The 25426-nt window shown below is 61.6% G+C and carries 21 protein-coding genes; 7 read left to right on the forward strand and 14 right to left on the reverse strand.

What is annotated here, in order from left to right:
* Position 1: 1 nt before the first annotated feature.
* Positions 2-1123, reverse strand: a complete 1122-nt coding sequence (locus AC1DUY_RS19850; protein WP_478116447.1) for an HPP family protein — start codon at positions 1121-1123, stop codon at positions 2-4.
* Between the two features lie 203 nt (positions 1124-1326).
* Between AC1DUY_RS19850 and AC1DUY_RS19855 the strand changes: the two genes are divergently transcribed.
* From AC1DUY_RS19855 to AC1DUY_RS19865, 3 genes are all read left to right on the forward strand, one after another.
* The gene (locus tag AC1DUY_RS19855) at positions 1327-1851 is read left to right on the forward strand and encodes a carboxymuconolactone decarboxylase family protein (protein WP_478116449.1); all 525 of its coding nucleotides are present in this window, start codon (positions 1327-1329) and stop codon (positions 1849-1851) included.
* A 41-nt stretch (positions 1852-1892) separates the two neighbouring features.
* Positions 1893-2366 carry a Cys-tRNA(Pro) deacylase gene (ybaK, locus tag AC1DUY_RS19860; RefSeq protein ID WP_478116451.1) on the forward strand — a complete coding sequence of 158 codons (474 nt, stop codon included), beginning with the start codon at positions 1893-1895 and terminating at the stop codon, positions 2364-2366.
* A 118-nt stretch (positions 2367-2484) separates the two neighbouring features.
* Positions 2485-2784: a DUF3551 domain-containing protein gene (locus AC1DUY_RS19865; RefSeq protein WP_315840895.1), complete on the forward strand. Its 300-nt coding sequence runs from the start codon at positions 2485-2487 to the stop codon at positions 2782-2784.
* A gap of 106 nt (positions 2785-2890) precedes the next feature.
* Here AC1DUY_RS19865 and AC1DUY_RS19870 read toward each other — a convergent pair whose 3' ends face one another.
* The 4 genes from AC1DUY_RS19870 to AC1DUY_RS19885 all read right to left on the reverse strand — a co-directional run bounded on the left by AC1DUY_RS19870 (position 2891) and on the right by AC1DUY_RS19885 (position 8609).
* Complete coding sequence (locus tag AC1DUY_RS19870; protein ID WP_478116453.1) at positions 2891-3076, reverse strand: hypothetical protein; 186 nt, start codon at positions 3074-3076, stop codon at positions 2891-2893.
* Positions 3073-4227, reverse strand: coding sequence for a PepSY-associated TM helix domain-containing protein (locus AC1DUY_RS19875; protein WP_478116803.1), 1155 nt, complete (start codon positions 4225-4227; stop codon positions 3073-3075). Before AC1DUY_RS19875 ends, AC1DUY_RS19870 begins: the two co-directional genes overlap by 4 nt.
* A gap of 133 nt (positions 4228-4360) precedes the next feature.
* The gene (locus AC1DUY_RS19880; protein ID WP_478116455.1) at positions 4361-6628 is read right to left on the reverse strand and encodes a TonB-dependent siderophore receptor; all 2268 of its coding nucleotides are present in this window, start codon (positions 6626-6628) and stop codon (positions 4361-4363) included.
* 274 nt (positions 6629-6902) lie between these two features.
* Complete coding sequence (locus tag AC1DUY_RS19885) at positions 6903-8609, reverse strand: methyl-accepting chemotaxis protein (RefSeq protein WP_478116457.1); 1707 nt, start codon at positions 8607-8609, stop codon at positions 6903-6905.
* 367 nt (positions 8610-8976) lie between these two features.
* On the opposite strand from AC1DUY_RS19885, the gene AC1DUY_RS19890 reads away from it, so the two are divergent.
* Both AC1DUY_RS19890 and AC1DUY_RS19895 read left to right on the forward strand, forming a co-directional pair.
* Positions 8977-9891 carry a DMT family transporter gene (locus AC1DUY_RS19890; RefSeq protein ID WP_478116805.1) on the forward strand — a complete coding sequence of 305 codons (915 nt, stop codon included), beginning with the start codon at positions 8977-8979 and terminating at the stop codon, positions 9889-9891.
* A gap of 48 nt (positions 9892-9939) precedes the next feature.
* Positions 9940-10743, forward strand: coding sequence for a sugar phosphate isomerase/epimerase family protein (locus AC1DUY_RS19895; RefSeq protein ID WP_478116459.1), 804 nt, complete (start codon positions 9940-9942; stop codon positions 10741-10743).
* Between the two features lie 62 nt (positions 10744-10805).
* Here the strand turns inward: AC1DUY_RS19895 and AC1DUY_RS19900 are convergent, their stop codons facing one another.
* Together AC1DUY_RS19900 and mbfA are read right to left on the reverse strand one after the other, a co-directional pair.
* A complete protein-coding gene (locus AC1DUY_RS19900; protein ID WP_089263582.1) occupies positions 10806-11099 on the reverse strand; it encodes an antibiotic biosynthesis monooxygenase in 294 nt (97 codons plus the stop codon).
* Positions 11100-11252: 153 nt separating this feature from the next.
* The gene (gene mbfA, locus AC1DUY_RS19905; RefSeq protein ID WP_478116461.1) at positions 11253-12224 is read right to left on the reverse strand and encodes an iron exporter MbfA; all 972 of its coding nucleotides are present in this window, start codon (positions 12222-12224) and stop codon (positions 11253-11255) included.
* A gap of 402 nt (positions 12225-12626) precedes the next feature.
* On the opposite strand from mbfA, the gene AC1DUY_RS19910 reads away from it, so the two are divergent.
* Both AC1DUY_RS19910 and AC1DUY_RS19915 read left to right on the forward strand, forming a co-directional pair.
* The gene (locus tag AC1DUY_RS19910; RefSeq protein ID WP_478116463.1) at positions 12627-13613 is read left to right on the forward strand and encodes a Bug family tripartite tricarboxylate transporter substrate binding protein; all 987 of its coding nucleotides are present in this window, start codon (positions 12627-12629) and stop codon (positions 13611-13613) included.
* Positions 13614-13922: 309 nt separating this feature from the next.
* The gene (locus AC1DUY_RS19915; RefSeq protein WP_478116465.1) at positions 13923-15278 is read left to right on the forward strand and encodes an esterase-like activity of phytase family protein; all 1356 of its coding nucleotides are present in this window, start codon (positions 13923-13925) and stop codon (positions 15276-15278) included.
* A gap of 115 nt (positions 15279-15393) precedes the next feature.
* Here the strand turns inward: AC1DUY_RS19915 and AC1DUY_RS19920 are convergent, their stop codons facing one another.
* The 7 genes from AC1DUY_RS19920 to AC1DUY_RS19950 form a co-directional block, all read right to left on the reverse strand.
* Positions 15394-17079 (reverse strand): methyl-accepting chemotaxis protein, encoded by a 1686-nt coding sequence (locus tag AC1DUY_RS19920; protein ID WP_478116467.1) that lies wholly within the window; start codon positions 17077-17079, stop codon positions 15394-15396.
* 178 nt (positions 17080-17257) lie between these two features.
* A complete protein-coding gene (locus tag AC1DUY_RS19925) occupies positions 17258-18946 on the reverse strand; it encodes a cache domain-containing protein (RefSeq protein ID WP_478116469.1) in 1689 nt (562 codons plus the stop codon).
* A gap of 292 nt (positions 18947-19238) precedes the next feature.
* Positions 19239-20918: a methyl-accepting chemotaxis protein gene (locus AC1DUY_RS19930; RefSeq protein ID WP_231077898.1), complete on the reverse strand. Its 1680-nt coding sequence runs from the start codon at positions 20916-20918 to the stop codon at positions 19239-19241.
* A 202-nt stretch (positions 20919-21120) separates the two neighbouring features.
* Positions 21121-22710: a phosphoglycerate dehydrogenase gene (serA, locus tag AC1DUY_RS19935; RefSeq protein ID WP_089261694.1), complete on the reverse strand. Its 1590-nt coding sequence runs from the start codon at positions 22708-22710 to the stop codon at positions 21121-21123.
* A gap of 233 nt (positions 22711-22943) precedes the next feature.
* Positions 22944-24116, reverse strand: coding sequence for a phosphoserine transaminase (locus tag AC1DUY_RS19940; protein ID WP_320447052.1), 1173 nt, complete (start codon positions 24114-24116; stop codon positions 22944-22946).
* Between the two features lie 219 nt (positions 24117-24335).
* Complete coding sequence (locus AC1DUY_RS19945) at positions 24336-24800, reverse strand: GNAT family N-acetyltransferase (protein ID WP_439057386.1); 465 nt, start codon at positions 24798-24800, stop codon at positions 24336-24338.
* A complete protein-coding gene (locus AC1DUY_RS19950; protein WP_439057385.1) occupies positions 24797-25378 on the reverse strand; it encodes a glutathione S-transferase family protein in 582 nt (193 codons plus the stop codon). The genes AC1DUY_RS19945 and AC1DUY_RS19950 overlap by 4 nt, the downstream gene beginning before the upstream one ends.
* Positions 25379-25426: the final 48 nt, after the last annotated feature.

Genomic DNA, 25426 nt, shown 5'->3' on the forward strand with positions numbered 1-25426 from the left:
CCTACACGGCAACAGGAACAAGCTTCGCGACGGCGCTGAGCAAATCGGTCTGGGTGATCAGCCCCTGAATCATGCGGTCCTGATCGACGATGATGACGGCGTGTGTTCGTCCATCGGTCAGCGTCGGCAGCAAGGTCACCGCGGGCGTCTGCATCGTCGCCGTCGCTGCAGGCGACATGGATTTTCCGACATCGCCCGATTCTTTCATCAGCTCGCGGAGGCCGACCGTTCCGACGAGCTGTCCCTGCTTGCCCAAGACGGGAAGCGTGCGGACATTGTGCAGGAGCAGCCGCGAGCGGGCCAGTTCGGCACTATCCCGCAATCCGACCGTGACGACATCGCGCGACATGATGTCTCCGCACAGGATCGTGCCGTGCGAGCGCAACATGGCTTGCAGTTCGACCTGCCGCAGCAGCGTTTCGAGATCGTCGGGGCTGATATCGAAAGTCTCGCTGAGCGCTTCCAGCGCCTTGTCGATATCCTCGGCGCGAAAGCCGACCCGCAGCTCCGGGCTGATGTCCGACGTCTGATGCGGATTTGCTGATGGCACCGGCGCCCTGTGAGGATAGGTCCGCCGCGAGATCTTGTGGAACAGATAGCCGAGCCCGACCAGAAGCACCGAGTTCAGGCCAACGGGCACGAATGGAAACAGATATCCCGACGCGGTCACGACAGGCCCGCCAATGATCGCCGTCAGCGCCGTGGCGCCGCCGGGCGGATGCAGGCAGCGCGCAAAAGACATCGCCGCGATGGCGAGCGATACGCCGAAGCCGATCGCCAGAATCTGATCAGGAATGAGATGCGCGATAGCAACACCGATCAGAGCCGAGATGGTGTTACCGCCGATGATCGCCCATGGCTGGGCCAGCGGACTCGTGGGAACCGCAAACAGGAGCACAGCAGATGCGCCGAGCGGCGCCACGATCAGCGGCAGGCTGGAGCTGTCGCCCAATACAGATCGGCAGATCAACCCTGTGAGCACGATGCCCAGCAGTGCACCCAGGCAAGCGATCATGCGCTCGCCAAGCCGTGCCCCCGCCAGGATGGGAACGAATAGTCGAATACCTGTCTTGCGAGGTGCAACGTCGCTCGAAACGTTCCTTGGATCTTCTCTTTTTGTCATTGAATCGAGACCGGCGCATGGCCCCGCCAGAATGACGGGCCCCCCTTTGACCACTATGCGCAAGCGCCTGCAATATTGAATACGACACGCAGGCCTGACGATCGCGATCTGGCAGAGCTATCCCTGCTCGGCTACAACGGCACGGCCATTCGCCCGAACGCGCCCCATCAGGAGGGCGCGACGGCGATCTCAAGGGAGGACCCATGGCCCGCATCGACTACAGCGATCCCGCCGCAGCCAGCGAACGCACCCGCGAGATCCTCGGCAAGAACCGCAATGCCAACATCTTCCGCATGATGGCGCATTCGCCCAGCTATCTCGAACAATATTGCCGGCTCGGCGGCGCCATCCGCAACAAGGGCGAGCTCGATCCCGTCATCCGCGAACTGGCCATCACCCGCACCGGCATTCTCTGCGAGGCGCCCTATGAAGTCGCCGCGCACAAGCGCATCGGTGGCTATGTGGGCGTCACCGAGGAGCAGAACGCCGCGCTGGAGAACTGGCAGGCCGCGACTTGTTTCGACGACACGCAGCGGGCGGCGCTGGCCTTCACCGATGAGATCGTCGCGCTGCATCGCCCAACCGACGCGACCTTCAAGGCGATCGCAGCCAAGCTGACGCCGGGCGCGCTGGTGGAATTGCAGCTCTCGGTCGGCTTCTACATCATGACCTCAAAATTCCTCGAAAGTTTTGCTATCGACATGCAGCCCGTGTCCGAGGTCGTCTGAATTCACCACTGCTTGAGCGTCCCAATTCCCTTGAGTCTGACATGTCCAAAACCACCCGTGCCACGCAGACGCTGAGCAAGCTCGGCGCCGCGTTCACTCTGCACACCTACGATTACGATCCCGACGCGGAGAGCATCGGCCTGCAGGCAGCGGAGGCGCTTGGCATTGCGCCGCAGCGCATGCTGAAGACGCTGATGGCCGAGGTCGATGGCAAGCCGGTTTGCGTCGTCGTGCCCTCCGACAAGGAGGTCAGCATGAAGAAGCTGGCCGCGGCCTTTCGCGGCAAGAGCGCGAAGATGATGCGCCCGGCCGATGCCGAACGCATGACTGGCTATCACGTCGGCGGTATCAGCCCGTTCGGACAGAAGAAGCGCGTGCCCGTCGCGATGGAACAGGCGGCATTGTCCGAAAATACGGTCTATCTCAATGGCGGCCAGCGCGGGCTGCAGATCGAGATTGCGCCGGAGGCCGCACGGGCAGCGCTGGATGCGATGGCGGCCACACTGACGGACTGATGCGCATCACCGCGGTTTGAAGCCCCGGCAGGGTGCTGTGATCATGATGCGCTGTCGCAGGCGGGAACGGCCATGTAAGCTGCGCATTATCGATTTCAGACCTCAAGGGAGAATCGACATGCGCTCAATCCTGGCAGCAGCTGCACTTCTGGTCGTGATGGGCGCCACGCCCTCCATGGCCCGCGAATATCCATGGTGCTCGCGCACCTCGGCCACTGGCTTCAATCCGAGCTGTACGTTCACCTCCTATAACCAGTGCATGGCCACCGTGAGCGGCCAGCGCGGCGACTGTATGCAGAACCCGATGCTGGCCTACGGCGACCAGCGCCGCGGCAGCCGCGCTATGCGTGGTCAGCAGGACGGTTGGGACAATGGATGGAACAACGGCTGGAACAATAACTGGGATCGGCGCTGGTAGCCTCATAGGCCAATAACGGATTCGCCGAAGGCGTAATCCGTTATTGGCGTTACTATGCCGGAGACGTGGCAGATTACGCCTCGCTCATCCGCCCTGCTTTCTCGCGTCACTTCCGGCCATACGCCCACACTACGATGGCGATCGGCAGCCCGACGCCGAACCACGCAAAATAGCGACCGGGATCGCCGGCCAGCAGCGCCGACAGCAAGCCTGCCAGCGACAACACGCCGACGACGATCGGCGCACCGAACACGCGCCACCAGCTCGCTCTGTGCTGCGGCGCCTCGCTCATGACGATCGTCCGATTGCTGCCGTCGCGCCGGCAGACAGCCGCGCCCCGCGCCTGACCTTGCTGCGCTTGACCGCCCACAAATACAGCCCGCTGCCGAGCACGATGATGGTGAAGACCGTCAGCAGCGCCCAGATGATCTTCAGCGGCATGCCGCCATAGTCGCCGAAATGCAGCGGCTGCGAGACCAGCACGGCTTTCAGATAGGTCGGCAGCTCACTGGTGTCGGACACCTCGCCGGTCTCGCCATCGAGCAGCACCGGCTTCACCAGCCGCGACGTCAGCGGGGTATCGCCGCGCAGAAAGACGGCGAAGTGATGCGTCGATGTGAACGGCGTGCCGGGGAATGCGATGAAGGCTGGATCCATGCCCGGCGTCGTCTTCATGGCATTGCCGACGACCTTGTCCAGCGAGGCGAGCTGCGCCGGTGTCGGCTTGCCGGCATAGGGTGCGGCCATGGCCGCCAGCTCATTACGCTGCCAGATGCCGAGCATGACTTCGGCATAGGCATTGATGACGCCGGTGCCGCCGACCACCAGCGCCCAGACGATGGTGACCACGCCGAGCAGATTGTGCCAGTCGAGCCACAACACCCGGCGCGATTTCTGTTTGCGGATCGCCGCGAAATTCAGCCGGCGGGTGAACGGCCAGTACAGCACCACGCCGGAGATGATGGCGATCATGAAGAGGAAACCCATGACACCCATAAACCACTTGCCGGGGAGACCGAGATACATGTCGGTGTGTAGCCGCAACATCACCAGCATCGGGCCGGTGCCGAGCAGACCCACCGGCTTCGCCGTATAGGCATCGAATGCCTTCACCACCGTGGTCTGCGGATCGGAGGTCACCGACGTGTTGGTGAAGGTCGAGACCATGCCGGGCTCGTCCTTATCCCAAGCCATATAGAGCAACACACTGCCGGGATGATCCGCGATCGCCGCGCGGCCGATGGCATCGAGACTGAGCTTCGCCGCGCCGGGCACATGCACATCCATCTTCGGCGCATAGCCGAGCGCCTCGTCGATCTCATGATGAAAGATCAACGGCAGGCCCGTGAGGCACAGCAGCAACAGGAAGACGGTCGAGACAAGGCTGGTCCATTTGTGGATCAGCGACCAGATGCGGGCAGTACGCGCTTTCAGGGGATCGATCCTTCTTCAACTACTAAAAATGTCGTCCCCGGCGAGCCGGAGACGACATGAGCAGATCATTTTGACGTGGCGACCGTGCGGCGAGCGTGACGTACAGCGACCTACTGTCGTGTGGTCTCGCTCGCCCGTACCGTTACCACTTGTAGCCGATGCTGCCGGTCACGCGGCGGCGATCGCCGTAGAAGCAGGAGTTCGGATCAGAACAGCTACTAACATAGATCTCGTCCGCGACATTCTGAAGATTGACCGCCAAGCGCCAGTTCTGCCACTCGTAGTGAACTGCAAGGTCACCGAGCACACGCGACGGAACCGCTTGCTGATTGGCAGGATCGGCATAGGACGCACCGACATAGCGTACGCCGCCGCCGAAGCCGAAGCCAGCGAACGCACCTGACTGGAACGTATAGTCCGCCCAACCCGATGCCAGCTGACGCGGCGCAGCGGTCGGGACCTTGCCTATCAGCAGCGGATTGAGATCCTGACTGATGAAGAGATTATAGGACGTGAACGAGCCGACCACCTTGAAGCCCGGCGCCAGATTGGCGACGGCCTCAAGCTCGATACCCCGCGACGTTACCTCGCCAAGCTGCGCTGGCAGGTTCGAGTTGGGAAAGTCAGTCGATGGCGTGTTCTGTCGCTTCAGGTCGAACAGAGCCACGCCGAAATGACCGTTGAAGCCATTGGGCTGGAATTTGACGCCAACCTCGGTCTGCTGTCCGGTCTCCGGCAACCGCAGTGCTCCCGTTGAGAACACCACACCGGTCAGCGGATTGTAACTGGTCGCGTAGGAGACATACGGCGCGAGACCGTTGTCGAAATTGTAGATCAACCCGGCGCGTCCAGTGAACTTGCTGTCTTCGCGGGTTGCGCTGGATCCAGCGCCCAGCCTGCTGACATCGTCCGTCGTGACGAAGTCGTTGCGGCCGCTCAGCACGAGCGTGAAGCGATCGAGCTTGATCTGATCCTGGGCATATACGCCGAGCTGCTTCTGCGTCAGGGTGCCATCGCGATAAGGCACTCCAGCGAACTGGGCGTTCGGCGTGTAGACTGGATTCACGACATTGATCGAGGTGGCAGGAAACAGCGAGGCCTGAAAATCGCTGATCTGGTAGTAGCGCATGTCGAGACCGAACAGTGTCGTGTGCTGCACTGCGCCGGTGTTGAAGCGATATTCAACCTGATTATCGAGGTTGGCCTGGTTAGCGATACCGCGGGTCGCAAAATACAAACGCGATAGATCGCCGGTCGCATTGGTACCAAGTCCCTGCAGCGTCGATAGATTGACGTCCGTGTGTGCGAAACGCGCATTCTGGCGGAAAGTAACACTGTCCGACAAGCGTCGTTCGAACAGATAGCCAAGCATTTCCTGTTCGCGCGTGAAGCGATCGGCGCTCGGCTCGCTGGCGAAGAAGCCGGTTCCGATGCGGCCGTAGGGCGCGGCGACCACGGTCCCGGTATAAGGCAGGAAGCCCTGTACCCGCGAGTCGTTCTTCGAAGCAGATGCCAGAACTGTCAGCGACGTATCCGCGTCCGGCTTCCAGGTGATCGACGGCGCGATGAAGTAGTTGTTGTCGGAAATATAGTCAGTCTGTGTGTCGCCGCCCTTCACCTGCCCGACCAGTCGGGTGAAGATCTTGCCGTTTTCGATCGGCGTTGCGACCGGGCCACCGACATCGAATGACAGATAGCTGTTGCCATAATTATTGACGCCGACCTCCATATAGCGGATCGGCTCGGCCGGCGGCATCTTGCTCACTACGTTGACGATACCACCAGTGCTGCTGCCACCGTACAGCACGGACGACGGCCCGCGCAGAACCTCAACGCGCTCCATGTTGAAAGGCTGCAGCTTCCATGTCGCGAACGCCGTGGCGAACAACTGCATGCCGTCAAGGAACACGCTGTTGTCGTCGGCCTTGAAGCCGCGGATCAGGAACCAATCATTGCGGGTATCGGAGCCGAACGTGCCTGCGAAAACACCAGGCGCGTAGCGCAACACTTCGTCGAGCTTGGTGGGCTTCTGATCGCGGATTTGTTCCGCACCGATGACCGAGATCGACTGCGGCGTCTCGTTGATCGGCGTATTGGTCTTCGTGCCGGTGGAGCTGCGATTGGCGACGTAGCCCTGGATAGGGCCGCGCGGGCTTTCCACGAACACGTTGCTGCGCGGGGGCTGCGCCACCGGGCGCGGCGCGACGGCGGTGCGGGCGCGGGGCGTGCGGCTTGGAGCCGCCGTCGCACGGCGACGCTGCTGCGGTTGATTAACGACCACGGGTGGCAGCGGCTGCGCGCCGCTCTGCGTGGAACTGGACTGCGCCAGCGACGTATCGAGCGTGACAACGCTGAGCACGCAGACCGACGACAAAAGTGCGAAACGCGACAGACGAATGATGTTGTTCAAGGTGATCCCCGAAATCTCATCCGCATCGACATATTCGATGATGGATGCCTCATATGATGGATCGGGGTTAGAGGGACGGCAGCGTCACCGCCAATAGAAGCATTCCAAACAACAAGCATTCTGCGGCAGTGTGACATCACTGCCGCAGATTTTAATGGTTCTAAATTTAGCGGCTATTTCTCAGCGAGATGCAGCCAGGGCGCGACGATTGTCTCTGCCCGGAAACATCTGGGGCGCCGTCGCGCGCGCGATTCTTGTCTTTCCCGGTGGATAGTTACGCGGCGCGCACCGAGCGCAGGAAGTTGCCGACCTCCTGCTTCAGTCGCGTGCTTTCGCTGGACAGCGACTGTGCCGCGGACAGAACCTGCGATGACGCCGAGCCTGCTTCTTCGACGCCGCGCTGCACGTCGGTGATGTTCGCGCTCACCTGCATCGTGCCTGCTGCGGCCTGCTGCACGTTGCGCGAAATCTCCTGTGTGGTGGCGCCCTGCTCTTCAACGGCCGATGCAATGGCGGAGGCGATCTCCGACATCTGGCCGATAGTCATGGAGATCTCCTTGATGGCCGATACCGAATCCTCGGTCGCCTTCTGGATGCCCGAGACCTGCTGGCTGATTTCACCCGTGGCCTTTGCAGTCTGCTCGGCCAGCGCCTTCACTTCCGCGGCAACCACCGCAAAGCCGCGACCGGCTTCGCCGGCGCGCGCGGCCTCGATGGTCGCGTTGAGCGCCAGCAGATTGGTCTGGCCCGCGATATTGTTGATCAGCTCGACGACATCGCCGATGCGTGCCGCGGCCGTCGCCAGTTCGCCGACGCGGTTGTTGGTATTGTCAGCCTGCGCAACAGCCTCGCTGGCAATGCGCGCGGCGCCCTGCACCTGACGGCTGATCTCGTGCACGGACGACGACATTTCCTCGGTGGCGGATGCGACCGACTGCACGTTGGTGGCAGCTTCTTCCGATGCCGCCGACACAGCGATCGCCAAAGCCTGCGAGCGATCCGATGTTGCCGTCAATGTGGTGGCCGAACCTTCCAGTTCCTTCGAGGCGGATGACACGGTCTCGACGATCTGCCCGACGGCGCCTTCGAAATCGGCGGCGAGCTTCATCATATCCGCCTTGCGCTGTTCGGCCGTGCGGCTTTCCGTAGCGATCTGCGCGACCTTCATGCGCTCGACTTCGAGGCCGTTCTCCTTGAATACACTCAGCGCCGTCATGATCTCCCCGATCTCGTCGGCGCGCTTGCTTGCCGGAACGTCGACGGTGAGGTCTCCTTTGGCGAGCTTGTTCATCGTGGCGATGCTTGCCTTCAACGGACGCACCACGCTGCTGCGCGCCACAACATAGCTGACAATGATGGCGAGCAGCATCACGCCGAGCGTCGCATAGATAATGGTCCAGAGCGTGTCGTTGGCGGTTTCGAGAAACTCGACCTTCTTGATGCCCACATAGAGAATGCCGATCACGTTGCGGCTGGCGTCGAAGATCGGATCATAGACAGTCATATACGGCTCACCGAGGATAGCCACTTCACCACGGAACGCGGTCTTGCCATTGAAGACCGCGTCATAGGCCGGCCCTTTCGCCAGCTGCGTGCCGATGGCACGGGTGCCATCCGGCTTCATCACATTGGTGGAGATGCGGGTATCATTCATGAAGATCGTTGCGGTGCCGCCGACCAGCGTCTTGATCTTGTCGACCGCTGCGAAATTGCCGTTCAGCGGCTTGCCATCCGCCAGCAGCTTGCCATCCGCGATACTGTACTTGTCGCCGCTCTCACGCAGCACGTTCCAGGCGACGCGCATATTGGTCTCGACCCGCTCCGTCGCGGATTTGGCAGCGCCCTGTTCGAGCACATATTTGGCGACCAACGTGATGCAGATGCCGAGGATGAGAATGCCGGAGACCGTCATCAACATGATGCGCGGGCCAAGACCGAGACCCCGGCGGCCGGGTTTGGGTTGGGAGGCGGACAATGGCATTGCGATCTCCTGTCGCGCCGACCCCTCGGTCGTGCGCTCAAAGCCGAACGGCTCCAGACACACTCACTGCACAACGTCGACGAGGTATCCGGACCCGCAATTCAAGAAACAAGTTCCATCATTGTGATTCAGTTCTATCGGCTAGCCGTTCGAAAGCAGTTAATGTTCGCCTGGCGGAAAAGGTATAATCGTCTGATTTTGCGTGTTTTTCGGCATCTAAATACCTGAATCGAGGCTCATTCCTGGCGTCCATTCGACGCATCTACCGATGCGCGCTCCGCTGCCGCGCATGGTGCCCGCGCGCCAGCGTGGCTTGTGCCACCCGGCGAACTGCCGCCTATGGAAGGCTGCATTGACCATCGAGCCGATGACCCCTTCCGCTCCGCCGCGACAAACGATCGTCGGCTGGTTCGCCAACCAGCCTTATCTCCTGCTCAGCCTCACCTCGCTGTTCTGGGCCGGAAATATCGTGCTCGGCCGCTATGTCGCCGGCGACGTCCCGCCGGTGACACTGGCCTGCGTGCGCTGGATCGGAGCCTTTTTCCTGTTGCTGCCCTTCGCCTGGACGCATCTGCGCACGGACTGGCCGGTTCTCCGCGCCCAGCTTTCTCTCATGACCATGCTGGCGCTGACCGGCTTCGCCGCCAATACGGTGCTGGCCTATTGGGGCCTGAAATACACGCAGGCCCTGAATGCGCTGCTGATCCAGTCGTCGGGCCCGCTCTGTGTCGCGCTGTGGACGCTGATCCTGTTCGGCGTGAGGCTGACGCTGGCACAACTACTCGGCATTGTGGTCTCCATGGCCGGCGTGCTGATCATCATCCTGCGCGGCGATCTCACCGCGCTGGCCAGTATCCAGATCAATAAGGGCGATGCGATGCTGTTCGCAGCGCTCCTGGTGTTCGGCATCTATTCGGCGCTGATGCTGCGGCGGCCGGTGACGCACCCGATGTCGCTTATTGCTTTCACCACCGCCGGCGGCGCGATCCTGACCCTGCCGGTCAGCATCTGGGAACTCAATTCCGGTTCACCGCTGATCTTCGACACCGTAACGCTGCTGACGCTCGCCTATGCCATGATCTTTCCGTCAGCGCTGGCCTATCTGTTCTTCAATCGCGGCATCGCACTGATCGGCCCGAATCGGGCGGCACCATTTCTGCATCTCATGCCGGTGTTCGGATCGGTATTGGCCATCGCGTTTCTCGGCGAACAGCCGCAACTGTTTCACCTTATCGGCTACGTGCTGGTGCTGTCGGGCGTATTCATCGCATCACGGCGATAGGCCGAACATCCGCTCCGGCCAGCCTGACATCGGGAGTAGAAACATCACATGACCGTTTTCTCGCTCGCCCACCTCACCGTGCTATCGCTGGCGCCGCCAGAGATGATCGACGTTGCCGCGCGCTGCGGCTACCGGAGTGTCGGACTGAGACTGATAGCCGTGACCGTGGAAAGCCCTGGCTACCCGCTGATGAACGACAAGGCGATGATGCAGCAAACCAAGGCGCGTCTCGCCGATACCGGACTGCACGTGCTCGATATTGAACTCGTCAAGATCACGCCCGGGATCGACGTCGCGGCGCTTGAGCCGATACTCACCGCCGGCGCGGAGCTCGGAGCCCGCCATGTCATCGTCGCGCCCTATGATCCCGACTTGTCCCGCCTCGCCGACCGACTGGCGGCCATCGCCGATCTTGCGGCGCGATACGGCATCATGCCGGTGATGGAGTTCTTTCCCTGGACCAATGTGTCGAACCTGCGCAAGGCGCGCGCCATCGTCGAGACCGCAGGCCGCGCCAATGCGGGTATCCTTGTCGATACGCTGCATTTCGACCGCTCCGACAGCAGCCTCGCCGAACTCGACGACATGCCATCGCACTTGCTGCCGTTTTTCCATTTTTGCGATGCTCCGGCGGAGAAGCCTGGCACGGTGGAAGGACTGCTGCACACCGCGCGCGCTGAACGGCTGCCACCCGGCGACGGCGGCATCGACCTCTGCGCCATCGCCGCGCACTTGCCGAAGCATATTCCGGTCGCGCTCGAAGTGCCGATGGATGCGCTGACCCGGGAGCGCGGCCCCGAAGAAGTCGCGCGCCGCGCAATCGCCGGCGCGAAGCGCCTGCTGGGAGATTGAGAATCTAGCGAGTAATCTACGCGCACATGCCACCGCCCGGCATAGCGCCTGTCCCGCGCGCGTTATGCCAACGTATGAACAATAACCGGCCCGGCTATCGCTGTGGCTGGTCCAATCAGCAAGGGCGCCAGATTCTGTTCGCTCCACGCGAGCCCGCGTCGGTTCGACTCCTCGGCGCCCGCGAAATTGTTGAAGATGCTGATCGCCGTCACCGTATCGTCGGACGCATAGACCACATAATAGGCCATGAAACCTTCGACATCACTGATGATCGGAATGGCACCTTCCTTGATCCTGCGCGTCAGTTCCTCAGCCATGCCGGTCTTTGCCTTGCTCTGACGAATGGCAGCATACATGGGACGCTCCTTCACCCGTAAGCTGCCCGCGATCGCACCTGCCGCGATCATGCATCGCACACACTCATCATCGGCGGGACGAGCAGCAGGGTTTCCCGCGCATAGAACCTACGCCATCCCGCGCAACGACGCCATCTGACGCCTCCCTACCCACTACGCGCCTCCGATCAATATTCCCACCGCCAGAACGATGACGCCGCCAAGCACCACCTGAAAGACGGCCTGCAGGAACGGCGTATCCATATAGCGCGCCCTGATATAGGCGATGGCCCAGAGTTCGAAAAAAACGACAACACCCGCGATGGCCGTCGCGATCCAGAATGCATTCGGCCAGCTGTCCGGCACGAGATAAGGCAGAGTATGGCCGAGACCGCCCAGCGTCGTCATCAGCCCGCAGATGCCGCCACGCAACCACGGCGAGCCGCGTCGGGTCATGGAGCCATCGTCCGACAATGCTTCGGCGAAACCCATGCTGATGCCGGCGCCGATCGACGCGGCGAGGCCAACAAGGAATGTCTGCCAGTTGTGATGTGTTGCAAACGCGGCCGCAAACAGCGGCGCCAGCGTCGATACGGAGCCGTCCATCAAGCCCGCAAGACCTGGCTGGACATATTGCAGGACGAACATCCGGTGGCGGGTGTTGTCCTCGATCGTACGAACGTCGGACGTCAGGATGGCATCCGATAATTTGGCCGCGAGATGCTCGTGTCCTTTTTCCAGCTCGGCCAGATCGCCCAGCAACTTGCGAACGCCGACATCCGTCGCCTGCTCGGCAGCCCTGGCGTAAAAACGCTCGGCCTCAAACTCCATCCTCTCGGCTTCCTTGCGGATAGTGTCGAGCGACAGGTTACGCGTGAGCCAGATTGGTCGGCGGCGGATGAAGCCCTTGACGTCTTCGCGCCGGATCGGCGGAAGGTTCGGTCCGAAGCGCTCCTCATACATCTGCAACAGCAGATGTCGATGGCCCTTTTCCTCTTCGGCCATCTCGCTGAAGACTTTCGCGGAATCGGGATAGCGCTCTGCCAGATCCTCGGCGAAGCTGAGATAGATCCGGCTGTCCTCTTCCTCGCTGGAGATCGCAACCGCCAGCACCTCGCGTTCGGTGAGGTCAGAAAACGCTTTCATATCAATATCTTATATAATTTAGAATTATTCTAATTTATATAAGAGCTGCCTTGCCTTTGTCAAAGAGCTTTGTCCCTGGGCGGCGCTGAACCTGTCACTGGGCGGGAAGTAATAGCGGCGACGAGCAGCACCGCGACGAAACGACCGCGCGTGCTCCAGACGCCCCGGCATTCGCATCGACCCCGACGCGGAGACGCTGCGGATCAGCGGCCGTCTGCAGGTGCTGTCGCTCACGAACGCGATAAGGTCGACCCGGTGCAGCAGAAATCGATGCATGGCCTACACCATCGACAGCGCGCTCACCTGAACGGCATACCTTTCCGCTTCCGTGCGTCACCGACCTCCGCTAGTTTGCCCGCAACAAATATGGGCTACCAAGGCCGATTCAGGGAGAAAAGCGGAATGCACGGACTTTCAGTTCTTCGCGGTGTGGCGAGCGCATCGTTTATCGGAGCGCTGCTGTTGGCGACGCCGAACGCCATTGCACAGACCGCGAACTATCCAAACCGGGCGATCACGCTGGTTCTCCCTTTCGCCGCCGGCAGCGGCACTGACACCACGACGCGCCTGATCGCCAAGGAGCTCGGCACCGCGCTGAACGCCAACACCGTGATCGACAACAAGGCCGGCGCCAATGGTTCGATCGCCGCCAGTTTCGTCGCTCGCGCCCCCGCCGACGGTTACACGCTGTTCGTCACGACCAACACGACGCATTCGGCCAATCCTTTTCTGCTCAAGACCATGAGCTATGATCCGATCAAGGATTTCACGCCGATCGCGCGCACCGGCGACCTGCCCTTCATGCTGGTGATCAATCCCGAGATTCCCGCCAACTCCGTGGAAGAGCTGATCGCGCTCGCCAAGAAAGAGCCGGGCAAGTACTCCTACGCATCGGGCAGTTCGTCGGCGATCGTCTCGGGCGCGACCTTTGCCCGCCTCGCCAAGCTCGATCTCCTGCACGTGCCTTACAAGAGCTCACCGCCGGCGCTCACGGATGTCATCGCCGGCCGTGTCAGCATGATGTTCGTCGACGTTCCGACCGGCCTGCCGCATGTCAACGCCAAGGCGTTGAAGTCGCTCGCGGTGACCACCAAGTATCGCTCCAAGCTCCTGCCGGATCTGCCGACCATGGACGAGGCCGGTGTGAAGGGCTTCGACATCACCTCGTGGCAGGGCTATCTCGGCCCGGCCAACATGCCGAAGGACATCATCGTCAAGCTCAACGCCGAAATCCGCAAGATCGTCGAACGCCCCGAGATCCAGAAAGACCTCGCCAACCGCGGCATGGAAGCCTTCTCCGGTACGCCGGAAGAGTTCGACACCTTCCTGAAGGATCAGCTCAAGGTGTGGGAGAAGCTGATCACGGATGCGGGGATCGAGAAGCAGTAGGCGCATTTCAGATAGAACCGCACGGCAGCTATGTTCGTCATACCCGGCGAATGCCGGGTATCTACGTCTCGGTCACAAAGAAGACGTGGATGGCCGGGACATCCAGCGAAGCCGCGCTTCGCGCTTTGCCCGGCCATGACGATGGTTTTGCGTGGGTTGAACGAAGAGGAACCGCGCCTAACCCGCAGACTCGGCGACTGCATGTCGCAGGGTTTTCCCCTCTCGTCATTTTCTTGTCACGGAACTGTCAGCGCAGCGTAACGCCCGCGCCCCAGAACACGCCGCATGGTCACCACAAAGGAGACAACCATGCGCAGCACATTCCTCTGCTCCGTCGCTTCCCTCGTCATGCTTTCTTCCGCAGCCTTTGCGCAGTCGGAAGGCGAATTTCCAGCCAAGCTCGCCGGCCATGCCGTGCTGCCGGCGACGTCGACCATCGATGCGCCTGCAGATGCGCCGAACGACCTGAAGACCTCGGGCAAATACACGACCGGCAAGCGCGTCTACGCGCTCGGCACCGTGATGGGCAAGTCCTATGAGCGCGCCACCGGCATCTCGCTGCCGATGAAGGGCCAGCCGCTGCAGGGCCATTCCGGCATCAAGGTGATGCCCGACGGTTCGTTCTGGGTGCTGACCGACAATGGCGCCGGCTCGCGCTACAATTCGGCCGACTACATGATCTATCTCAATCATCACAAGATCGACTGGAAGAACGGCAAGGTCGAGCGTCAGGCCACCGTGTTCCTGCACGATCCCGACAAGAAGGTGCCGTTCCGCATCGTCCATGAAGACACCGCCAAGCGCTACCTGACCGGCGCAGATGTCGACACCGAAGGCTTCCAGATCGTCGGCGACAATTTCTGGATCGGCGAGGAATTCGGCCCCTACATCATCAAGGCCGACAAGACCGGCAAGGTGCTGGCTGTGTTTGACACCGTCGCCGACGGCAAGCCGGTGCGTTCGCCGGACCATTGGTCGGTGCAGTCGCCGGGCGCGCCGGGCGCCACCTACACCACGGTCAACCTGCGCCGCTCCAAGGGCTATGAAGGCTTCGCCTCCTCGAAGGATGGCAAGTTCCTCTACGGCCTGCTCGAAGGCCCGATCTGGGATGCCGAGAAGAAGGATTGGGAGAAGGTCGACGGTAAGGAAGCTTCGCGCATCCTGGAATTCGACGTCGCCAACGAGAAGTTCACCGGTCGCTACTGGCAGTACGTGTTCGAACAGAACGGCAATGCCATTGGCGACTTCAACATGATCACCGCCGACAACGGCCTGATCATCGAGCGCGACAACGGCGAAGGCACCAAGGACAAGGCCTGCGCCGACGGCAAGCGCGGTGAAGACTGCTTCCCGGATCTCGCCAAGTTCAAGAAGGTCTACAAGATCGAACTGAACGACGCCAATGTCGGCAAGCCCGTTCGCAAGATTGGTTTCATCGACCTGATGAAGATCCAGGACCCGAACAAGCTGGCCCGCAAGCCGCTGAACGACGGCGTGCTGACCTTCCCGTTCTTCACCATCGAGAACGTCGACCAGGTTGATGCCACCCACATCATCGTCGGCAACGACAACAACCTGCCGTTCTCGTCGAGCCGCGAGCCGAACAAGGCCGATGACAACGAGTTCGTGCTGCTCGAAGTCGCCGACTTCCTGAAGGCGAAGTAAGCAACGCGAGCAGGCATCAGCCTGAACGACGAAAGCCCTCCCGCAAGGGAGGGCTTTTTACGTTCGAGCGCGATCTACTTTCCTCTCCCACAAGGGGAGAGGGGAAGAAGAGCCTCTACGCAGCCCGCACCTTGGTCAGGAACTCGTCCACCGCCGTCCGCAACATGCCGGACTGGGTGTCAAGCTCCCTGGCATTCGACAACACCTGCGAGGCCGCCGTCCCGGTCGCTTCTGCTGCGCTGCTGACGCCGCCGATATGTTCGCTGATTTCACTGGAGCCCGCCGCAACCGACTGAATGTTGCGCGCGATTTCCCGCGTGGCCTCGCCCTGCTCCTGGACGGCCGTGGAGATGCTGGTGGTGATCTCGCTCATCTGCGCAATGGTGCCTGTAATGGCGCTGATCGAAAGCACGGCTTCGCTGGTGGACGCCTGCATGGCGGCGACCTGGGCGGAGATCTCTTCGGTAGCCTTGGCGGTCTGGCTCGCCAATGCCTTCACTTCAGAGGCGACGACCGCAAAGCCGCGGCCGGACTCGCCGGCGCGCGCCGCTTCGATGGTCGCATTCAGCGCGAGCAGATTGGTCTGGGAGGCGATGCTGTGGATCAACTGAACTACTTCGCCGATCTTCTCCGCGCCGCTGGACAGCAGCTGAACGGTCGCATTGGTGCGTTCCGCATCGCCGACTGCCTTGCTGGCAATTTGGCTCGACTGCGAGACCTGCCGCAAGACTTCGCTGACCGAAGCCGACAATTCCTCAGCGGCGGCTGCAACCGTGCTGACATTGTCAGACGACCGCTCCGACGCGGCTCCGACCGTCGATGCACGCGAACTGGCATCGCTGGCGGTCGCCGTCATGGATTGCGCGGTGGTCTGCATCCCTGCCGCTGCCGTCGATACCGAGCGAACAATCCCGTTGACGCTGCGTTCGAAATCATCGGCGATGCTCTCCATGGTCGAACGCCGTTCGGCAGATGCACGCGCCTGCGTCTCGGCTTCGATCTTGTCGAGCCCGCGAATCCGGACCGCATTGTCCTTGAAGACCTGAACGGTCGATGCCATCGCACCGATCTCATCGCCGCGCCCGGACCCGGGAATGTCGTCTTCGAGCGCACCATCGGCCAGCGTGCGCATCCGCGCACCGAGCTGACCGAGCGGGCGGCTGATGCTGCGACCGATCATCCAGGCGATGCCGCCCGCGACCGCACCAATAGCAAGGATCGCCAAACCGAGCGCCCAGACGATCGGCTTCAACCTGGCGTCGAGGTCTTCCAGATAGGCTCCGGCGCCCACATACATGTTCCATCCGGGGATCGCAGCGGCATAAGCAACCTTGCGCAGCGGCTCTGTCTGGCCAGGTTTGACGTAGTCGTAGAACATCGTGTGCTCGCCCTTGGCAGCAACACTGTCGCGCCACTCGCGACCGATCGCCTTGCCATTGGTCACCACATCGAGACGGTTCTGACCGATCTGCTTGGCATCCGGCGACAACACCGTCACGCCGTCCATCATGGAGCCGAACAGGTAGCCCGCGCCGTTGTCGTAGGTCATCGTGTTTGCACGACGACCGAATTCAGCCATCGCGGCTTCCTTGGTGAGCTGGCCAGCGTCGACTTGTTTTTGCAATCCGATCGCCACGCTGCGCGCGGCATCGACGAAGTGGCGAAGCTCCTCGATCCTTGAGGTCATCATCTCGCGCTGAACGAAATATCCCGCGAGAACGCCAGACGCGCACAGACCAAGCAACATGACACCCACCAGAATACCTAGCTTGGGCGTGATCGTCAGATTACTTATCTTCACAATGAGTTCTCCAAAAAAGGTCGCGGGTGCAAATACCAATTGAGGAGAAGAATACCGACCAGACCTTTTTTTGTTCTTTACAAACCAAACCCGCAAATCATCGAGCCTGTGATACTTGATGATGAGCAACGATTGTAGCGCTACAAGAGCTCGCTCTCCGCGAGAGAGAGGAAAGGCCTTACGCTGCTCGAACCTTCGCGAGGAATTCATCCACCGCCTTGCGCAGGATGCTCGACTGGCCGTCCAGCTCTTTCGCATTCGACAGCACCATGCCTGCCGCCTGCCCCGTTGCCTCCGCCGCTGCGCTGACGCCGCCGATATGAGCGCTGACCTCGCTCGAGCCAGCGGCAACCGACTGGATGTTGCGCGCGATCTCCTGCGTGGCCGAGCCCTGCTCTTCCACTGCCGACGAGATCGTCGTGGTGATCTGGCTCATCTGCGCGATCGTACCCGTGATGGCGTTGATCGAGTTGACAGCCTCCTGTGTCGACGCCTGCATCGCCGCAACCTGCGCCGAGATTTCCTCGGTCGCTTTGGCCGTCTGGCTCGCCAGCGCCTTCACTTCCGACGCGACGACCGCGAAGCCACGGCCGGATTCACCGGCGCGTGCCGCTTCGATGGTCGCGTTGAGCGCAAGCAGATTGGTCTGCGAGGCGATGTTGTGGATCAGTTGCACGACCTCGCCAATCTTCTCGGCGCCGCTGGAGAGCTGCTGCACCGTCGCATTGGTGCGCTCCGCATCGCCCACGGCCTTGCTGGCGATATCGCTGGAGGCTGCGACCTGACGCAGCACTTCGCTGACCGATGCTGATAATTCTTCAGCCGCGGCGGCAACCGTGCTGACATTGTCAGATGAGCGCGCCGATGCCGCACCCACCGTCGATGCGCGCGAGCTCGCGTCGCTTGCTGTCGCCGTCATCGACTGCGCGGTGCTCTGCATACCAGCCGCGGCGGTGGAGACGGAACGCACGATGCCGTTGACGCTGCGCTCGAAATCATCGGCGAGGCTTTCCATCGTCGCACGGCGTTCGGCAGCAGCACGGGCCTGCGATTCCACCTCGATCTTGTCGAGCCCGCGAATGCGCACCGCGTTGTCCTTGAACACCTGAACCGTTGCGGCCATGGCGCCGATCTCGTCGCCGCGGTCGACGTCGGGGATCGCTTCATCCAGCGCGCCATCGGCGAGACCGCGCATGCGCGCGCCGAGCCGGCGAAGCGGGATGGTGATGCTGCGGCCAATCATCCAGGCAAGCGCGCCGAGAATGACAATGACCGCGAGTGCCGCGATCATCACGGTGCGCGCACTCTCCCAGAGCTGTACCTGCAAGTCGTCGATATAGACGCCGGTGCCGATGACCCAGCCCCAGGGCTCGAAACCGACGACATAAGAGAGCTTCGGCTGCGGTGCGTCCTTGCCGGGTTTCGGCCAAAGATAATCGACGAAGCCGGCCTTCTGCTTCTTCACGACATCGGAGAATTCGACAAACAGCCGCTTGCCGTTCGGATCCTTGTTGCCGGAGAGATCGCTGCCGTTCATCTCGGGCTTGATCGGATGCATCACCATCCGCGGCTGCAGGTCGTTGATCCAGAAGTAATCGCCATTGCCGTAGCGCAGTTTGCCGATACGCGCCGCTGCGGTCTTGCGCGCGGCTTCGTCCGACACACCGCTGCGCTGGATCGTCGCGTATTCTTCCTGCGCGATGCCGAGCGCCAGCTCCGTAAGATGGGTCAATTCGCTCTGGCGCTGCTGCTTGAGCGAGTCGCCGAGGGTGTTCAGCTGCATCCAGGCCAGCCCGGCGAGGCCAAGAAAGCTCAAGCCAATGATGCTGTAGAGGCGAAGGCCGATCGAAATTTTCAAACGATTCATGGGAAGTATCCCTGTAAGGCGCGCTGAAATAAGCGAGTCACCATCGCAGGGTGTAGTTTCGAGTTCGTGAAGTGGTGTGTAGTTCCGCTTTTGCAACCGCGGTTATAGGTTACCTCGAATGCGCCAAAAATCCCGCCACAGGTAGCTGCGCACCACCATGAACTATCATTGTGCAGATTTAAATTTGGTGGTGCCGCGATACGACGCAGCGGCCGAAACTCAATAGTTCAGGCAAGTCCCAGCCCTGTAGCTCCCCGAGCGCAGCTAAGCCGCGCTCGGGGAAGGATTTGACTCAGGCTGCTCTCACCTTGGCGAGGAATTCATCCACGGCGGTGCGCAGCATGCCGGACTGGCTCTCCAGCTCCTTTGCATTCGACAGCACCTGTGACGCCGCCGAGCCGGTGGCCTCGGCTGCGCTGCTGACGCCGCCGATATGATTGCTGATCTCATTCGCGCCGGCCGACACCGACTGAATGTTGCGGGCGATTTCCTGCGTCGCCGTGCCCTGCTGCTCCACCGCCACAGAGATCGTGTTGGTGATCTGGCTCATCTGGGCGATGGTGCCGGTGATGGCGCCGATCGATGCAACGGCCTCGCTGGTCGATGCCTGCATGGCGGCGACCTGCGCCGAAATTTCCTCGGTGGCCTTGGCGGTCTGGCTGGCCAGCGCCTTCACCTCGGATGCCACCACCGCGAAACCGCGGCCGGACTCGCCGGCACGTGCGGCTTCGATTGTCGCGTTCAGCGCCAGCAGATTGGTCTGGGAGGCGATGCTGTGGATCAGCTGCACGACTTCGCCGATCTTCTCAGCGCCGCTCGACAGGATCTGAACAGTCGCATTGGTGCGCTCGGCATCGCCCACCGCCTTGCTGGCTATCTCGCTGGAGGCCGATACCTGACGCAGCACTTCACTGACTGACGCCGACAATTCCTCCGCAGCCGCCGCAACCGTGCTGACATTGTCGGACGAGCGCGTCGAAGCTGCACTGACCGTCGCGGCGCGCGAGCTTGCATCGCTTGCCGTCGCCGTCATCGACTGCGCGGTGCTCTGCATGCCGACCGCGGCGGTCGAGACCGAGCGGACGATGCCCGTCACGCTACGCTCAAAATCCGTGGCCATCGCCTCCATGGCAGCGCGGCGCTCCGCAGCGATACGGCCCTGCGCATCCGCCTCGACCTGTTCCAGCGAGCGGATACGCAGCGCATTGTCCTTGAACACCTGAACCGTCTTGGCCATCGCACCGACTTCATCGCTACGGCCAACGCCGGGAATTTCCTCATCCAGCGCACCATTGGCGAGCGACTCCATGCGCGATCCCAGCATGCCGAGCGGCTTGGTGATGCTACGGCCGATCAGCCACGCGATCGCACCCGCCACTGCGGCAATGGCCAGCATGGCCAGGCCGAGCGCCCAGATGATCGGTTTCAGATGAGCGTCGAGGTCATCGAGATAGGCGCCGGTGGCAATGAACATGTTCCAGCCGGGAAGCGCCGCGGCATAACCCATCTTGCGCGACGGGACCTGCTCATTGGGCTTCTGGAATTCGTAGGTCAGAATCTTCGTGCCGTTGGCTGCGACGCCGTCGCGGAATTCACGCGTAATGGCAACGCCACTGACCTTGACGTCCAGCCGGTTGGATCCCGGCTTGAAGCCCGGCAGATGAACCACCTCACCGTCCATCGTGTAGATGAACAGATAGTTGCCGTTGTCATAGGTCATCGGCTCGATGCGGCGTACCAGCTCGGCGGTCGCGGCTTCCTTGGTGAGCTTGCCTGCTGCGACATCCTTCTGGATGCTGGCCGCTACGTTGGTCCCGATTTCGACGATCGACTTCAGCTGCTCGGTTCGCGCGGAGAGCATCTCGCTCTTGACCATATAGGCGGCCAGAATGCCCGCGGCGCAGAGGCCGATCATGGTGACGGCCACCAGAACGACGAGCTTGTACGTAATACGGATATTGGCGAGCTTCACGGCTGTATTCCCCCGGGCGTGCGATTTTCGATCGCTGATTCCTCGGAGTAAAATGTATCGGGGTAGTGTTCCCAAATCCTTACACGTGCGGGGCGGGGGCAAACCTGCCGCGCCGACCTGAATGTGAACATTTTCCGCAAAACGAAAAAATCCCCGCCTTTCGGACGGGGATTTCGGCAATGTCAGTTCGGGTAAGAGACACTCAGAATGTCAGCGCCTTGGCCTGTTTCACCTGCGGCAGCGCCTGCACCTTGCTCAGCACATCGGCCGGCACAACGCCGTCGATCTCCACCAGCGCGATGGCGTCACCACCCTGTTCGTTGCGGCCGAGATGGAAGGTTGCGATGTTGACCTTGGCATCGCCGAGCAGCGAGGCAAACTTTCCGATGAAGCCCGGCTTGTCCTCGTTGGTGACATAGATCATCGACTTCCCGAATTCGGCATCGACGCGGATACCCTTGATATCAACCAGCCGCGGTTTGCCGTCATGATAAACAGTGCCGGACACCGAGCGTTCCTGCCGTTCGGTGATAACAGTGACGGTGATCAGGCTTTCGTAATCGCTCTGCGCCGCGCGTACCACTTCATCGACCACCATGCCGCGCTCCTTGGCAACGGCCGGCGCGGAGACGACGTTGACGTCGCCGAGCATCGGCCGCAGCAACCCGCTCAGTGCTGCAGAGGTCAAGGCCTTGATTTTCATTTCGGCCACCGCGCCTTCATAGGTGATCTGCACCTTGGCAATGCCGGTCTCGGTGAGCTGGCCCGCGAACGAGCCAAGCTTCTCGGCGAGTTCGATGAACGGCTTCAGCTTCGGTGCTTCTTCCGCGGTGATCGACGGGAAGTTGACCGCGTTTGAGATCGCGCCCGACAACAGATAATCCGACATCTGCTCGGCGACTTGCAAAGCGACGTTCTCCTGCGCTTCGGTGGTCGATGCGCCCAAATGCGGCGTGCAGATCACATTGGGATGGCCGAACAGCACGTTCTTGGTGGCCGGCTCCTCGACGAACACGTCGAAGGCAGCGCCGGCGACATGCTTGCTATTCAGCGCATCGACCAGCGCTTGCTCATCGACCAGACCGCCGCGGGCACAGTTGATGATGCGCACGCCGGGCTTCATCTTGGCGATGGCAGCGGCATCGATGATGTTCTTCGTCTTCTCGGTGAGCGGCGTGTGCAGCGTGATGAAGTCGGCGCGCTTGAGGAGGTCGTCGAGCTCGACCTTCTCGACGCCGATGTCCTTGGCACGCTCCGGCGACAGGAACGGATCGAAGGCAATGACCTTCATGCGCAGGCCGAGCGCGCGGTCGGCGGCAATGGCGCCGATATTGCCGCAACCGATCACGCCCAGCGTCTTGCCGGTGATCTCGACACCCATGAAGCGGTTCTTCTCCCACTTGCCGGCCTGCGTCGACGCATCGGCCTGCGGGATCTCGCGGGCGAGCGAGAGCATCAGTGTGATCGCATGTTCGGCGGTGGTGATCGAATTGCCGAACGGCGTGTTCATCACGATGATGCCCTTGGCGGTCGCCGCGGGAATTTCGACATTGTCGACGCCGATGCCGGCGCGGCCGATCACCTTCAGGCGCGTCGCCTTTTCAAGGATCTTCGCGGTCGCCTTGGTGGCCGAGCGGATGGCGAGGCCGTCATAGTTGCCGATGATCTCGGCGAGCTTGTCCTTGTCCTTGCCGAGGTTCGGCTGGAAGTCGACGTCGATGCCGCGATCCCGAAAGATCTGCACGGCGGCGGGAGAGAGAGCGTCGGAAATGAGAACTTTGGGGGCGGTCATGGATGTGATCCTCGAAATGGGAGCCGGTGTAGGCGCGACAAACGCAGCAGGCTCCTTCTCCCCGTTCTTACGGGGAGAAGGTCGGGATGAGGGGCCGCTTTCGACCCGAGAATGCAGGAGTGAGGAGAGTTGAGTGCCATGCCCCTCACCCGAACATCGCGCTCGCGCGATGTCCGACCTCTCCCCGCCCGCGCACAGCGAAGCTGTGCTAGGCGGGGAGAGGTTAAGAGCAACTACGCCGCCTTGGCGAGCGAAGCCTTGGTCTCGGCAAAGGCCCAGTCGATCCACTGCGTGAGGATCTCGACGTCCTTGGCTTCAACTGTGGCACCGCACCAGATGCGCAGACCAGCCGGCGCATCGCGATAATGCGCGAAGTCGAAACCGGCATTTTCCTTCTCGACAGCCGCGACCAGCTTCTTGGCGAAGTCAGCCTGCGCGTCCGGCGATAGCGCGGTGATCGCGGGATCGATCACCTTCATGCACACCGACGTGTTGGAGCGGATCGCCGGATCAGCTGCCAGGAAGTCGATCCACGGCGTCTTCGCTTTCCAGTCGGCGAGCGCCTTGGTGTTGGCATCGGCACGCGCAATCAGCGCCTTGAGGCCGCCAACCGACTTGGCCCAGCCGAGCGCATCGAGATAGTCCTCGACACACAGCATCGACGGCGTGTTGATGGTCTCACCGACGAAGATGCCTTCATTCAACTTGCCGCCCTTGGTCATGCGGAAGATCTTCGGCAGCGGCCACGGCGGCGTGTAGCTCTCCAGACGCGCCACAGCGCGCGGCGACAGCACGAGCATGCCATGTGCGGCTTCGCCGCCGAGCGCCTTCTGCCAGGAGAAGGTGACGACATCGAGCTTCGCCCAGTCGAGCGGCTGCGCGAAAGCGGCCGAGGTCGCGTCGCAAATGGTCAGGCCTTCGCGGTCAGCCTTGATCCAGTCGGCATTCGGTACGCGCACGCCGGAAGTGGTACCGTTCCAGGTGAAGACGATGTCCGAGTTCGGATCGGCCTTCGACAGGTCGGGGAGTTCGCCATAGCCGGCATGCAGCTTGGTGACGTCCTTGAGCTTCAGCTCCTTGACGATGTCGGAGACCCAGCCCTCGCCGAAGGATTCCCAGGCGATGGTGGTGACGGGACGCGGCCCGAGCAGCGACCACAGCGCCATCTCGACAGCGCCCGTATCCGATGCCGGCACGATACCGATGCGGTAATCTGCGGGCACTTCAAGCACTTCACGCGTCAGATCGATCGCGAGTTTGAGCTTGTTCTTGCCGATCTTCGCACGGTGCGAACGGCCAAGGGCTGCGTCGGTGAGTTTTTCGGGGGTCCAGCCGGGGCGCTTGGCGCAGGGGCCGGAGGAGAAATGCGGCACGTTGGGCCGCGAAGAAGGCTTCGCTGCAGTCATAATCTATCCTTCCAGATAGCTAGCCTCCCGTTGGGGGGAGGTGTCCCGCTGGCGTGGATATGGGAACCGACCCGGAGCGTCAAGCGACTTCCGGGCTATCACGCGTGATTGATGGCCGGATGACGTCGCCCGTCCCGGCGTACCACCGCCGGTTTTGCTGATGCCTTGCAACGAACGGCGCCGCGCGGCGTCCGCCGGACGACATGATGATGACGCGTTCTAGAACCGCAACGTCATGCCTACATGGCTGTCAGCAAAACCGAGCCGCTTGTAGAAGCGCTGGGCATCGACCCGGGTCTGATGCGTCAGCAGCTCGACGAGTTTGCATCCACTCGCCTGTGCCTCGCCAATGGCCCATCGCACCAGCTGTTCGCCGGTGCCCTGGCTGCGCAGCGTCGTCGACACACGAACATCCTCGATGAGCGCTCGCGAGGCGCCCTGCGAACTCAAGCCCGGCAGGATGCAGAGCTGCAGGCATCCGACCACGCTGCCGTCGCCGCCTTCTGCAACCATCAACCGGATATTTGGATCATGCGCGAGTTTATCGAAGGCCTCGTAATAAGATTGCGGCAGCGGATCCTCGATACGCTCGCGGCCACGGCCGAGCGCATCATCGGCCAACATCGCCACGATTGCAGCGACGTCCTGGCGCTGCGCCGGCCGCAGTACGACCTTCGTGCTCATACGAGGCCCAATGCCTTCTCGCTGTCGGCGATCCAGCGCCTGATCGACGCGTAACCGTCGAGATGGAAGCCCCCCTCATGGGCCACGCGCGTATAGGCCAGCAACGATGCGTCAGCCAGCGAGACGCGATCTCCCACAAGGAAACGCGATGTCGTCAGGTGATGCTCCATACGCACCAGTGCGAAATAGCCGCGCTTGAGCTTCTCAGGATCGAGATCCGAAATCGCCCTGCCGAGATAGACGATCTGATAGCGGCACACCGCGATATAGGGCTCGTGGCTGTATTGTTCCCAGAACAGCCATTCATCCATCTTGGCGGCATCATAGGCATCGGTCGGGATCAGATCGCTGCCACGGGCGAGATAGCGGATGATGGCATTGGACTGCGCGAGCGGACGGCCGTCATCGAGCACAACGGTCGGCACCTGGCCGGCGCCGTTAAGCGCCAGAAACTCCGGCGTCCGGCTCTCGCCCTTGCTGGTGTCGATATCAATCCACGTATAGGGAAGTTTAAGGTGATCGCTCACCCACTTCACCTTCAGGCAATTGCCGGAATTCAGATCGCCGTAGATTTTCATGATGACTGCCCCGCATCCTCAGACACGGTAAGGCAGCATTCGTCAAAC

Source organism: Tardiphaga sp. P4_G1 (assembly GCF_056401215.1).

Coding starts and splice junctions, on each gene's coding strand:
- ybaK (WP_478116451.1), top strand. CDS start 1,893: ATGTCCAAAACCACCCGTGCCACGCAGACGCTGAGCAAGCTCGGCGCC.
- mbfA (WP_478116461.1), bottom strand. CDS start 12,224: ATGAAAGCGTTTTCTGACCTCACCGAACGCGAGGTGCTGGCGGTTGCG.
- AC1DUY_RS19865 (WP_315840895.1), top strand. CDS start 2,485: ATGCGCTCAATCCTGGCAGCAGCTGCACTTCTGGTCGTGATGGGCGCC.
- AC1DUY_RS19950 (WP_439057385.1), bottom strand. CDS start 25,378: ATGAAAATCTACGGCGATCTGAATTCCGGCAATTGCCTGAAGGTGAAG.
- AC1DUY_RS19915 (WP_478116465.1), top strand. CDS start 13,923: ATGCGCAGCACATTCCTCTGCTCCGTCGCTTCCCTCGTCATGCTTTCT.
- AC1DUY_RS19890 (WP_478116805.1), top strand. CDS start 8,977: ATGACCCCTTCCGCTCCGCCGCGACAAACGATCGTCGGCTGGTTCGCC.
- AC1DUY_RS19850 (WP_478116447.1), bottom strand. CDS start 1,123: ATGACAAAAAGAGAAGATCCAAGGAACGTTTCGAGCGACGTTGCACCT.
- AC1DUY_RS19900 (WP_089263582.1), bottom strand. CDS start 11,099: ATGTATGCTGCCATTCGTCAGAGCAAGGCAAAGACCGGCATGGCTGAG.
- AC1DUY_RS19895 (WP_478116459.1), top strand. CDS start 9,940: ATGACCGTTTTCTCGCTCGCCCACCTCACCGTGCTATCGCTGGCGCCG.
- AC1DUY_RS19870 (WP_478116453.1), bottom strand. CDS start 3,076: ATGAGCGAGGCGCCGCAGCACAGAGCGAGCTGGTGGCGCGTGTTCGGT.
- serA (WP_089261694.1), bottom strand. CDS start 22,710: ATGACCGCCCCCAAAGTTCTCATTTCCGACGCTCTCTCTCCCGCCGCC.
- AC1DUY_RS19885 (WP_478116457.1), bottom strand. CDS start 8,609: ATGCCATTGTCCGCCTCCCAACCCAAACCCGGCCGCCGGGGTCTCGGT.
- AC1DUY_RS19910 (WP_478116463.1), top strand. CDS start 12,627: ATGCACGGACTTTCAGTTCTTCGCGGTGTGGCGAGCGCATCGTTTATC.
- AC1DUY_RS19855 (WP_478116449.1), top strand. CDS start 1,327: ATGGCCCGCATCGACTACAGCGATCCCGCCGCAGCCAGCGAACGCACC.
- AC1DUY_RS19940 (WP_320447052.1), bottom strand. CDS start 24,116: ATGACTGCAGCGAAGCCTTCTTCGCGGCCCAACGTGCCGCATTTCTCC.
- AC1DUY_RS19945 (WP_439057386.1), bottom strand. CDS start 24,800: ATGAGCACGAAGGTCGTACTGCGGCCGGCGCAGCGCCAGGACGTCGCT.
- AC1DUY_RS19925 (WP_478116469.1), bottom strand. CDS start 18,946: ATGAATCGTTTGAAAATTTCGATCGGCCTTCGCCTCTACAGCATCATT.